This is a genomic window from Bradyrhizobium jicamae (genome assembly GCF_001440395.1).
In the GTDB taxonomy this organism is placed as follows: domain Bacteria; phylum Pseudomonadota; class Alphaproteobacteria; order Rhizobiales; family Xanthobacteraceae; genus Bradyrhizobium; species Bradyrhizobium jicamae.
Genome location: NZ_LLXZ01000191.1, coordinates 137,389 through 149,620, shown reverse-complemented (window position 1 = coordinate 149,620; position 12,232 = coordinate 137,389). Strand labels below are relative to the sequence as shown.

At 62.3% G+C, this 12,232-nt stretch carries 8 protein-coding genes and 1 pseudogene; 6 read left to right on the top strand and 3 right to left on the bottom strand.

The window, feature by feature from the left end:
- Window positions 1–1,130: 1,130 nt before the first annotated feature.
- Both CQ12_RS32820 and CQ12_RS32815 read right to left on the bottom strand, forming a co-directional pair.
- On the bottom strand, window positions 1,131–4,562 hold the full coding sequence (locus CQ12_RS32820) for an acyl-[ACP]--phospholipid O-acyltransferase (RefSeq protein WP_057839411.1): 3,432 nt from the start codon (window positions 4,560–4,562) through the stop codon (window positions 1,131–1,133).
- A 250-nt stretch (window positions 4,563–4,812) separates the two neighbouring features.
- Window positions 4,813–5,055 (bottom strand): hypothetical protein, encoded by a 243-nt coding sequence (locus CQ12_RS32815; protein WP_057839471.1) that lies wholly within the window; start codon window positions 5,053–5,055, stop codon window positions 4,813–4,815.
- A 113-nt stretch (window positions 5,056–5,168) separates the two neighbouring features.
- On the opposite strand from CQ12_RS32815, the gene CQ12_RS32810 reads away from it, so the two are divergent.
- Window positions 5,169–5,747 carry a TetR/AcrR family transcriptional regulator gene (locus tag CQ12_RS32810; RefSeq protein WP_083519566.1) on the top strand — a complete coding sequence of 193 codons (579 nt, stop codon included), beginning with the start codon at window positions 5,169–5,171 and terminating at the stop codon, window positions 5,745–5,747.
- Window positions 5,748–5,760: 13 nt separating this feature from the next.
- Here CQ12_RS32810 and CQ12_RS32805 read toward each other — a convergent pair.
- Window positions 5,761–6,975, bottom strand: a pseudogene (locus CQ12_RS32805) (ABC transporter substrate-binding protein).
- Window positions 6,976–7,186: 211 nt separating this feature from the next.
- Between CQ12_RS32805 and CQ12_RS32800 the strand changes: the two are divergent.
- The 5 genes from CQ12_RS32800 (at window position 7,187) to CQ12_RS32780 (ending at window position 12,183) form a co-directional block, all read left to right on the top strand.
- Window positions 7,187–8,341 carry an acyl-CoA dehydrogenase family protein gene (locus CQ12_RS32800; protein WP_057839409.1) on the top strand — a complete coding sequence of 385 codons (1,155 nt, stop codon included), beginning with the start codon at window positions 7,187–7,189 and terminating at the stop codon, window positions 8,339–8,341.
- Between the two features lie 136 nt (window positions 8,342–8,477).
- A complete protein-coding gene (locus tag CQ12_RS32795; protein WP_057839470.1) occupies window positions 8,478–9,629 on the top strand; it encodes an acyl-CoA dehydrogenase family protein in 1,152 nt (383 codons plus the stop codon).
- Window positions 9,630–9,664: 35 nt separating this feature from the next.
- Window positions 9,665–10,321: a glutathione S-transferase family protein gene (locus tag CQ12_RS32790; protein ID WP_057839408.1), complete on the top strand. Its 657-nt coding sequence runs from the start codon at window positions 9,665–9,667 to the stop codon at window positions 10,319–10,321.
- A 114-nt stretch (window positions 10,322–10,435) separates the two neighbouring features.
- Window positions 10,436–11,230, top strand: a complete 795-nt coding sequence (locus tag CQ12_RS32785) for an AraC family transcriptional regulator (protein ID WP_057839407.1) — start codon at window positions 10,436–10,438, stop codon at window positions 11,228–11,230.
- A gap of 86 nt (window positions 11,231–11,316) precedes the next feature.
- Complete coding sequence (locus CQ12_RS32780) at window positions 11,317–12,183, top strand: beta-keto acid cleavage family enzyme (protein WP_057839406.1); 867 nt, start codon at window positions 11,317–11,319, stop codon at window positions 12,181–12,183.
- The last annotated feature ends 49 nt before the right edge of the window (window positions 12,184–12,232 follow it).

The window sequence follows — 12,232 nt, the reverse complement described above, 5'->3', positions numbered from 1 at the left end:
CGCTACACCTTGGGATCGTGGCCGCTCGTATGCACATGAACGGGGCTCGTTCGATAGGATTGACTATGATGCGTTCCGCTTTGGCCCTCGGCCTGTTGATCACCCTGTGTGCTTCTGCCAACGCCGAAACGGTGCATCACTTCCGCACGAGCCACCATGTCACCATTCAGCCCAGCCAAGGTATGTGCGTCCCTCCGAGCTGCTACAAGTTTCCAGGCTATCCGCCCTTACCTCCGGAGGCGATTAGAACTCATGACCCGTCAACCTTCGGAGGCGGTTGACCTGCCTCACCTGATCCCTCATCTGCCCCATGGACCACTCCTAGGCCGACGATGCGTGCCGTATCACACCGCAGAGGCAACGTTGTGCGTCACAAAAAGATTGGTGACCTGACTTCTGCAACGGGTCAAAAGGCGAAGAACTCCAACTGAGCAAAACTGGTCCGCTATGCCCAGGTGAGCTGACCTCAATGAGAGGTGCCGCACTTCCCTGATGGGACAAATGCGGAAGTCGTACCTCGTGCTGAACTAGCGTTGGAAAGCGGGCGCGCCGCGCTACCTCGATTGAAGATTGCCCAAAAAGCTTTCGCTGCGCTTAGGGCTAGGTACCGGAGTCGTCGCCGCCAACCAACCCGGGTCTGTTGTTCGGACCGAACCCATACCTACCACCGTCCCCACACCAACCGTCCAGATACCCACCGTTGTCCCTACACCCACCATAGTTCATCATCCCCCCATACGTCGGGGCGTAACTCATGCCAACCGCAGCGTGGTGGGTCCTGACACCTGACTTGTGATGATTTGGATTTGTGTATGCAAGTGCGAACGTACTTGAGAGCGCGAACGCAGAGGCTAGTGCTAGGGTCACGAGTTTCATGGTTATCTCCTTTGTTTTCTAGATAAGAGACAGCCGCCCCGTCGCCATTAAAACTTTGTTTAAGCACGGTGGAAGATCCAAAGTTGTTCAGATCTCACAGAGCAAGTTTTGTTTTTGGAATGAAGTCTGCTCCTTCAGCGGTCTTCTTGAGAGTTGCTGCAGTTTTTCGAGCTTGGCATCGGCTCTGGCGACTTCAGTGATGGAGGCGCACGTCGCCGCAGGATCGTCATTGATCCCGCGGCGACGCGATAACCTCATGCGACTTCGTGTTCGGCGACTTCCTGTTGCTGCACCGGCTCGGCAGGCGTCGCAAGCTCCTTGGCAAGCTTGGTCGCGCCGACATAGTCGGTCTTGCCGGAGCCCAGCAGTGGCACGTTGCCGACCACGCGGATATCCGCCGGCACCGCCAGTTCGGACGCGCCGACGGTCTTGGCCTGGCGCTGCATCGCCGAGCGCTCGGCATCCTTCTGCGTGGTCAGGAGCACGATCCGCTCGCCCTTGCGTGCATCGGGTATAGATACCGCAACCGACATCGCCTGCGGCCACAGCGTTGCAGCCATGGCTTCGACCGCCGACAGCGAGACCATTTCGCCGGCAATCTTGGCGAAGCGCTTGGCACGGCCCTTGATGGCGATGAAGCCCGCCGCATCGATGGCGACGATGTCGCCGGTGTCGTGCCAGCCGCCGGCGAGCGGCTCCAGCACGCCGGGGTTTTCCGCACGCAGATATCCGAGCATGACGTTGGGCCCGCGCACCGACAGGCGTCCGCCTTCCTCGATTCCGGGAACGGGGTCGAGGCGGGCTTCCATCAGCGGCGACAGCCGGCCGACGGTGCCGGGACGATTCGCCATCGGCGTATTCATCGCGAGCACAGGCGCGGTTTCGGTAACGCCGTAACCCTCGAGGATGCGGATGCCGTAGCGCTCCATGTAGATCTGCCGTGTGCGGTCCTTCACCGCTTCCGCGCCAGCGATCACGAGGCGCAGGGTGCGGAAGTCGTAGGCATGGGCCGAGCGTGCATAGCCGGTGAGGAAGGTATCGGTGCCGAACAGGATGGTGGCGCCGGTCTGGTAGATCAGTTCCGGCACGATCCGGTAATGCAGCGGCGACGGATACATGAAGATCGGAATGCCGGCCAGCATCGGCATCATCATTCCCCCCGTCAGGCCAAAGGAGTGGAATACGGGAAGCACGTTGAACACCTTGTCGTTGGCGTTGGCGTCGACGCGCGCCAGCGCCTGGGCCGCATTGGCCAGGATGTTGCGATGGGAGAGCACGACACCCTTGGGCGTGCCTTCGGATCCCGACGTGAACAGGATCACCGCCGCATCGTCCGCCTTGCGGGCCACGCGCGGCGCTGAACCGGCGAGCAGTCCGCGGACCTTGTCGAGCGAACCGATGCCGGCACGCACGTCCTCCAGGTACACGACCCTGGCCTGTCCGGCGATGGCGGCGACCAGCTTGTCGAGCTTGCCCTTCTCGATAAACGCCTTCGAGGTCAGCACGGTCTTCACTTGCGCGGCCTGCATCGCCGCCAGCACGTTGACCGGGCCGGCCGAGAAATTGAGCATCGCCGGCACGCGGCCGATGGTCTGCAGCGCCATGAACACGACGGCGACGCCGGCCGAATTCGGCAGCAGCACGCCGACATTCTCGCCGGCAATGGTGCCGTGCTCAAGCTTGCGGCTCAGAACCTGGGCGCCGAGGATCATCTTGCGATAGGTCAATTTCGTGCCGAGCGCGTCCTCGATGATCGGCTTGCCGGTATCGCGGTCGCGGTGGGCATGGGCCAGCGCTTCAAACAGGGTGTGGTCCAGCATGGCGTTCTTGACCACGGCATCGATCATGACGTCCTGCAGCGCGGCGCCTGCCGCGTTGCGACGGATCTTGCCCTTCAAGGCCGGGTCGATCGACAATTTCACCTGCGGCAGGATCGTGATCGTCACCTTGGGGAACCACGAGCGCTTGATCTCGCCATTCTTCAGGTAGCTCAGCCGCGAACGCTGCGCGCCTTCGATGCGGACGGGCACAACGACCGCGTCGGCCTTGTCGGCGATCATCGCTGTGCCGTCGTAAACCTTCATCAGCGAACCCGACACGGTGATACGACCCTCCGGGAAAATGACCACCGGCTCGCCCGATGCCACCAGCTTGATCAGATCGCGCGCCGCCAGCGGCTTGCTCGGATCCATGGTGTAGTGCTTGATCAGCTTCAGGAACGGCTTCGCCCACCACGCCTTGGAGATCCCGGTGTCGACCGCAAAGCTGGCGTCGATCGGCAGCGTTGCATGCAGCAGCGGGCCGTCGACCAGGCTGACATGGTTCGGCGCGATCAGCATGCGGGTGCCGGCCGGCGGCAGATTCTCCATGCCGCGGACTTCCACACGGAACAGCGCACGGAACAGCAGCGCGCCGAAGTCGCGCACGCCCTCGCGGCCCCATTTGTTGAGCACGAACCAGACCGAGCCAAAGCTTGCGGCCGCAAGGCCGAAGAAGATCCAGGCGACCGGAAGACCAACCGCCTGCAATCCCGCGACCAGCAGCGAGCCGACCACCATGAAGGCGGCCTGCAGCACGTTGCCGGCGGCGATCACGCGAGCGCGTTCGGACGGCGCGGACCATGCCTGGACGGCGGCGAAGGACGGCACCACGAACAGGCCGCCGCCAAACGCGAACAGGAAGAAGTCGGCCAGCATCCGGACACCGGCGAAGGAAGTGGTGAATGCCGCGGCTGTTACGTCTGTTCCGTGCACCGTGCTTCCGATGGCCCAGGCCAGGTCGAGGCCGACGATGCCCATCACGATGGCGCCGATCGGCACCAGCGCGAGATTCGGGCGCACGTGGCTGAGCTGCGCGGCAAACAGCGAGCCTGCGGCAATGCCGATCGCGAACACGGCGAGGCAGATCGTCACTACGCCTTCGGTGCCGCCGACGCCGCCTTTGACCAGCGCGGGCAGCAGCGACAGCACGATCGCGCCGACCATCCAGAACCAGGACACGATGATCATGCCGTCCCACAGGCGCGGTTCGGCGTAGAGCGTCTTCAAAAGACTGATGGTGGAGGTCCAGGGATTGGTTGTGATCAAGAGATCAGGTGCGGAAGGCTGGGTCACGGGGATCCGCGCCGCGAACGCCCAGGACAGGATCGACAGCCCGACCACGGCCAGGCAAATCCATCCCATATGCGAGGCGCCTGCGACCAACAATGCGCCGGCGACCGTGCCGATCAGGATCGCCAGGAAGGTCGCACCCTCGACAAGGGCGTTGCCGGTTGAGAGTTCCGAAACCGACAGCTGGTCCGGAAGGATCGCGTATTTCACCGGGCCGAACAGCGCGGCTATGATGCCGAACAGCGCGAGCGCCACGAACAGCAATGGGATCGAATGCATGTAGAAGCCGGCGGCCGCAAAGCAGGCGGCAAATATTTCGGCGAATTTCAGGCGTCGCGCGACGGTCATTTTGACGAGTTTGTCGGCCAGTTCGCCACCGAGCGCCGACAGCACGAAAAAGGGAAAGATGAAGACCGCACCGGCCAACGTCACCAGTGGTGCGCCCTCCTCAGTGGCCACGCCGTAAAGCAGCATGATGACGAGTGCATTCTTCAGCACATTGTCGTTCAATGCCGAACAGAATTGCGACCAGAACAGCGGAGCGAAGCGGCGAGAGGATAGCAATTCCTTGATCATGACTATTTCCTGTTACTTCGGCCGGGCAATCCGGGATGTGGTCTGCAAATCGTGAGCTGGTAAGGTGAGCGTCGTCGGTCGCGCGAAGGGTCAAGCCGCCGCGCGAAGAGGTCGGCGGGCACGCTTGCATCGAAAGGTTGTATGGGAAGTTATCCGGACATTGTTGCGCGGGACGTGGTGAAGGATTTGCCGCGGCATAGTGATCCCTTCCTTACGAACGGAGACACATTTGAAGCAAAATGGGCGTGCCTCAGGTCAAATGGTGGAGCGAAGCGAACGGCGAGAGCTTCCGCAGGCCGCGAGCACGATAGGGCGTCGCGCGCTGGCGACGCGCCGATTGCCGGCGGGCCAGAACGCCGCCGACGTCGCAGGCATTGGCAATGCGCTCGATCGGCGCGGTGGCGACGTGAACGATAACCTTGCCAAATCCCTTCACGAGTTCGATGGCATCGTCGACGAAGGTGGTGGTCAGCTGAGAAACGAGGGTTTGCATTTGGGTAGCCTCCTGGTTGAAAATGAACATTGTTCAAAATGTATAGGCCAAACGTGAGCAATGCTCAAGAAGAATCTTTGCGGGAACGCAAAAAAACTTTGCGGCGCCATCTCATGATCGAGACCGCACGGGGCATAATTGCCGCTAACGGATTGAGATCATTGAAGGTTCGAGACGTGGCGGAGGCCGCCGATTGCTCGATCGGAAGCGTCTATAACGAGTTTGGAGACTTCGACGGCCTGATCCTGACGGTTAACCGCGAGACGGTTCAGGCTCTGACCGCCCGTCTGGTCGCGGTCCCTGCCGAAGACCCGGTACGCCAGCTCCACGGATTGGCCGAGGCCTACCTGACATTCGCGGCCGATCACGCCAATCTTTTGCGCTCGCTGTTCGAACACCGGATGGAGGACGACCGGCCTTTCCCCGAAGACATCCTGAAGATGGTGATGCAGGCGTTTGCGCTGATGCATGAGCCGATGGTCCGGCTCTTGCCCGACCGGAAGCCGGAAGAGGTGGCGTTGCTGGCGCGCATGATGTTTTCCGCCGTGCACGGCATCATTTCGCTCGGCCTGGAAGAGCGAATGGTCGCGGTGCCGCCGGAAAAGCTGCGCCAGCAGTTGGCGCAATTCGTGGACACACACCTGGCGGGGTTGGGCATCGCGGTTGATAAACCGCGAGATGGTGAGGTCTGACCCTGCCGTCTGTTCAGGATCCGCGCAGCAATTCGCTGATCACGTTGAACTGGTTGTCGCGAAACTCGACCATGTAGCCGTCCTTGATTGGACGGTAGTCCGTCGGCGAGGTGTTGAGCGTCACGCCCGGCATCAGCATCGGCAGCGCTACGCCCTTGAGGTTGGCCGCCTGCGCCATGATGTTCTCGCGGCTGAGGTCGTTCTTGCACTGTGTCAGTACCACGACCAGCGCCTGGGCTACCATGTAGCCATAGCCCGCCGCCAGATTGGCAGGATCGATGTTGGGCAGCCGCGCCTTCATGAATTCCCGGTAGGCGACCAGGTCGGGATCGGTCGAGTCAGCCGAATAGGGTTTTAGCGCGCCGACCGACATGATGCCGGTTGCCGCTTCAAGCCCCGCCGGCACCATCACCGTTTCCTTGTTGGCGCAGCCAGAGGAGATGAAGCGCATCGGCCGCCAGCCGGTTTCATGCGCCTTTCGGATGGCTTGCGCGCATGCCCGCGGCGTCACGCTGTAGATCAGGAACACGTCGGCCTTGGTGTTGGCGAGCGTGAGGATCTGCGAATCCACCGTGGGATCGGCGACCTAGAAACTCGTTGCCAGCGCGATCACCTTGTCGGCGTCCGCGCCGAGCGCCTGTCTGACGCCGCGCAGATAATCCTTTCCGGCGTCGTCGTTCTGGTAAAGAATCGCAAAGCGCGCATTGGGATTTTTGGCGCGCGCGAAGCGCACCTCGATGCCGGCTTCCTCGACATAATTCGGCGCCCAGGGCAGCGCCATCAGCCAGGGCTGGTTGACCGGATCGTTCCATTTCGACGCCGAGCTGATCAGGAACAGATGCGGGACCTTGGCGCCGTTGAGATATTTCGCGGTCGCCGAACTCGGCGCGGTGCCCATGGTGCCGAACATGAAGGCGACACCGTCATTTTCGACCAGCCGGCGCGTTGCCTCCACCGTCTTCGGCGGCGAGAAGCCGTCGTCGAGCGAGATCATGTTGAGCTTGCGCCCGTTGACGCCGCCTTTCTCGTTGATCAGGTCGAAATAGGCCGCAAATGCCTTGCCGGTGACGCTGAGCGCCGACGCCGGGCCGCTATACGGCATGATGTTGCCGAACTTGATCTCGGTATCCGTGATGCCGGGTTGCTGGGCCGAGGCTGTCGTCGCGGCCGTGACCGCGAGGAATGCCGAAAAGAAGAAGGCCGGGGCGAATTTGCTCGATCGGATCATGCTTCATCCTCCCCGGCGAATGGCCGATGATGTTATTGGTTTTAAGCCAAGGCTAGGGCATGCTCGGGAAATCGGTCTTGTGTTCAGTTGCTGGACGCGGCATGCGCCGGAAAACGACGGGCAACAGAGCCGGCCTGCAAGATAATGCCAGCCGCTCAACGCAAGTTTGCGCAGGCCAAATCGCGGCATCGTAATCCCTCGGGAGGAAAACATGCTGGAGCGCACCAAAGTGCAAAGCCCGTTCTATACGGCGGACCATGAAGCGTTCCGCGACGTGATGCGCCGTTTCGTGTCGCGCGAGATCGAGCCTTATGCCCATGAATGGGACGAGGCCGGCGAATTTCCGCGCGAGCTTTATCGGAAAGCTTCCGAGATCGGGCTGCTCGGGCTCGGTTTCCCGGAAGAATTTGGCGGTGTGCCTGCCGACCAGTTCATGAAGATCGTGGCGTCGCAGGAACTGGCGCGCGCCGGCGCCGGCGGGGTCAGCTCCAGCCTGATGAGCCACACCATCGGCTCGCCGCCGATCGCCCGCGCCGCAAAGCCGGAGGTCAGGGCGCGCGTGCTGCCGCAGGTGCTGGCGGGCGAGAAGATTTCAGCGCTCGCGATCACCGAGCCGAGCGGCGGCTCCGATGTCGCCAACCTCCGCACCAAGGCGCGGCGCGATGGCGACCATTATGTCGTCAGCGGCGAGAAGACATTCATCACCTCAGGCATGCGGGCCGATTATCTGACGGTGGCGGTGCGCACCGGCGGCGAGGGGCCGGGCGGCGTCAGTTTGCTGCTGATCGAGGGCGATACGCCGGGCCTGTCACGCACGAAATTGAAGAAGATGGGTTGGTGGGCGTCCGATACCGCGACGCTGCATTTCGACGAATGCCGCGTCAGGTGCGAAAACCTGATCGGCGAGGAGGGGCAGGGCTTCAAGCTCATCATGCATAATTTCAACAGCGAGCGCATGGGCATGGCGGCTAGCTGCACGGCCTATGCCCGCGTCTGCGTCGAGGAGGCGATTGCCTACGCCAAGGAACGCAAGACCTTTGGCAAGCCGATCGCGCAGCATCAGGTGATCCGCCACAAGCTGGTCGACATGGCGCAGAAGGTCGCGGCGTCGCAGGCGATGCTGGAAATGCTGGCGTGGCGGCTCGGGCAGGGCGAAAGCCCGGTCGCCGAAATCTGCATGATGAAGAATCAGGCCACCCAGACCATGGCGTTCTGCGCTTCCGAGGCCGTGCAGATTTTCGGCGGCGCCGGCTTCATGCGCGGCGTCAAGGTCGAGCGCATCTACCGCGAGGTCAAGGTCAACGCCATCGGCGGCGGTACCGAGGAAATCATGAAGGATCTCGCCTCCAGGCAGATGGGACTTTAGTGCCGTCATTCCGGGGCGCGCGAGAGCGCGAACTACGATGTGCAATTGCACATCGGAGAATCTGGAGATGAATAAAAACAACATCGAGGTTCCGGGTTCGGCGCTTCGCGCTGCCCCGGAACGACAGGGAAAGAAAATGCTCTTCACCGCCGACCACGACGAACCTCGCCGCATCCTGCAGAAGTTCATCGCCGCCGAGATCAATCCCTTCGTCGACGAATGGGAGAAGAACGACATCTTCCCGGCGCATGAGCTGTTCAAGAAGCTCGGCGATCTCGGCTTCCTCGGCCTCAACAAGCCGGTCGAGTTCGGCGGCCAGGGGCTCGATTATTCCTACGCGCTGATGATGGCCGAAGAGCTCGGCGCGGTCACGTGCGGCGGCGTGCCGATGGCGATCGGGGTGCAGACCGATATGGCGACGCCCGCGCTGGCGCGGTTCGGCTCCGACGAAGTGCGCCGCGAGTTTCTTAGCCCGGCGATCGCGGGCGATGCGGTTGCGTGCGTCGGCGTCTCCGAGCCGGGCGCCGGCTCCGACGTCGCCTCGATCAAGACGCAGGCGCGTTCCGACGGCGACGACTACGTCATCAACGGCGGCAAGATGTGGATCACCAACGGTGTGCAGGCTGACTGGATCTGCCTGCTCGCCAATACCAGCGACGATCGGGTCCATCGCAACAAGTCGCTGATCTGCGTGCCGATGAAGAGCAAGGGCGTGCAGGTCGCGCGCAAGCTCGACAAGATGGGCATGCGCTCGTCCGACACCGCGCAGATATTCTTCGACAATGTCCGCGTGCCCAAGCGCAACCGGATCGGCGAGGAGGGTAAGGGCTTTACCTACCAGATGGTGCAGTTCCAGGAGGAGCGGCTGTGGGGCGCGGCCGCCTGCCTCAGGGCGCATGAATTCATCATATCGGAGACGATCGAATATACCCGCAACCGGAAAGCGTTCGGAAAGTCGATCCTCGATAACCAGACCGTTCACTTCAAGCTCGCGGAGATGCAAACCGAGGTCGAGCTGCTGCGCGCGCTGGTTTATCGCGCCGCCGAGGCGCTGATCGCGGGCGAGGACGTGACGCGGCTTGCGACCATGGCCAAGCTCAAGGCCGGCCGGCTGGGCCGCGAATTAACTGACGCCTGCCTGCAATTCTGGGGCGGCATGGGTTTCATGAACGAGACGCCGGTCAGCCGCGCCTATCGCGACAGCCGCCTGACCTCGATCGGCGGCGGCGCCGACGAGGTGATGCTGACGGTGCTGAGCAAGATGATGGGCACGCTGCCGAAAAGCTAATAAGAACGGACCAGAGAAATAAAAAGGAAAGCTTGATGATCACGCTCTATCACTGTGACGGCGCGCGCTCGTTCCGTCCGCTCTGGATGCTGGAAGAGATGGGGCTGCCCTATGAACTGAAGATGCTGCCGTTCCCGCCGCGCGTATTTGCCAAGGAATATCTCGCGATCAATCCGCTCGGCACGATTCCGTTCATGATCGACGGCGAGACCAAAATGACGGAGTCATCAGGCATCTGTTATTACCTCGGCACCAAATATGGCCCGACGCCGCTGGTGGTGGGGATGGATGATCCGGCCTATGGCGCCTTCCTCAACTGGATGTATTTCAGCGATGCCACGCTGACCTTTCCGCAAACGCTGGTGCTGAGATACAGCCAGCTCGAACCGGAAGAGCGACGGAACCCGCAAGTGGCCGGCGATTACGCAAAGTGGTTCCTGGGTCGGCTGCGCGCGGTTGAGGCAGCGACCGCGAATTCGGAATTCCTCTGCACCGGACGGTTCACTGCGGCCGACATCGTCAATGGCTATGCGTTGCGGCTCGCCGGCAATATCGGCTTGGCCAAGGATTTCGGACCGAATGTCACAGCCTATTGGGCCCGATTGCAGGAACGCGACGGGTACAAGCTGGCGGTTGCGGCGGAACGCAAGGCTGGCGTCGAGCAAAACGTGGCACCTCGTATACGGGCTTGAAATGGTGCCGATTCGGGCCTCGAATTAACCTTTCCCCGTCCGTGACAGAGACCGAATTTCCGCTATGGTTGACCCCGTCGCAGCGGCCAAAGAGCCGCGCGAGGAGGACGAGCCATGGACGATACCGGCCACAAATCCGGCCATCTGATGCTGATCACCCCGGAGCGCGTGTTCTACGCCGGCCTGCTCGGTCGGCCGCGGCAACGCTGCTCGGGCGGGTTCAACATCTATGTCGCGATCGAAGGCGGCCTCTGGCTCACCACCGCCGACGGCCAGGAAAGCCATGGTGAGATGGTCGCGTTGTTGCCGAACATCAGGCACACCATCGCCAGCGATCATCGCTCGGTGCTCAGCGTCGTGATCGAACCGGAGAGCGTTCGTCCCGGTGCGCTCGAAGAACTGGCGCAGCGTCTCGCCGGGCCCGAGGGGGCGGCGTTCACCAGCCGCATCCGCGCCGCCTATCGCGAACTGCGCGAGCATCACGCCGTTAACGATTTCTCCAGCGCCGAATTCGACTCCCTCTGTCTCGGCGAGGCCCTGCCGCAGCGCGAGCTCGATCCCCGCGTGGCGCGCGCGATTGTGCAGATCGGAAAATTCTCCGGCGAGCCGGTGACGGCGGCGAGCTGCGCTGCGGAAGCGGGGTTGTCGCCGTCGCGCTTCCTGCATCTGTTCAAGGAAGAGACCGGCATCTCCTTCCGCTCGTTCCGTGCCTGGAAGCGTGCGCGGCATCTGCTGCATTTCGCCAACCAGGACATCAACCTTGCGCACCTCGCGCAGGATATCGGCTATCCCGACTCCACGCATTTCAGCCATTCGATCCGCCGCTTCTACGGCCTGAAGCCGCGCGCGATCTTTTCCGGCTCGCGCGACCTGGCGATCTATAGCCATCGCCACGCGAGCGCCGGATAGCGGGTGGACGCAAGAAGCCGGCTGATGCGGACCGCATGATCGCGTTGGATTTTTCGCGATCCCGTCTTGCATTCGAAGGCTGATCCATGGGCGACAAGGCCGTCATTACCTGCGCGCTGAACGGCGTGCTGACCGATCCGAAACAGCATAACGTGCCGGTGACGCCGGAGCAGATGGCGCGCGAGGCCAAGGCCGCGTTCAACGCCGGCGCCAGCATCATGCATGTTCATCTGCGCCAGCAGGAGCCGAACAAGGGGCACCTGCCGTCCTGGGACGTCGGCGTCAGCAAGGAAATTCAGCAGGCCATTCGCGAGGCCTGCCCCGGCGTCATCATCAACCACACCACGGGCACCTCGGGGCCGAAATATCAGGGCGCGCTCGATTGCGTGCGCGAGACGCGGCCCGAGATTGCGGCCTGCAACGCAGGCTCGCTGAACTATCTGAAGGTGAAGGCCGACAACACCTGGGCCTGGCCGCCGATGATGTTCGATAACGCGGTCGAGAAGGTGCAGGACTATCTCGACGTCATGAAGGAAGCCGGCACGATTCCGGAGTTCGAATGTTTCGACGTCGGCATCGTCCGCTGCGTCGGCATGTACCGACAGACCGGCATGTACTCCGGCCCGCTGGAATATAACTTTGTGATGGGCGTCGCCTCCGGCATGCCGGCCGATCCAGAATTGCTGCCGATTCTGCTGAAGCTGAAATTGCCGGAAGCGCATTGGCAGGTCACCGCGATCGGTCGCGGCGAAATCTGGCCGCTGCACCAGCGCTGCGCCGATCTCGGCGGGCATTTGCGCACCGGGCTGGAAGATACTTTTTATCTCGCCGACGGCACCAAGGTGACCTCGAACGGGCAACTCGTCGAAGCCATCGCCGCCTGCGCGCGGCGCGCCGGCCGCGAGATCGCGAGCCCGGCGGAGGCGCGGCAGATTTTTGGAACAAGGCATTGAGCTGTCATTCCGGGGCGCGAAGCGAACCCGGAATCTCGCGGTTCCGGGT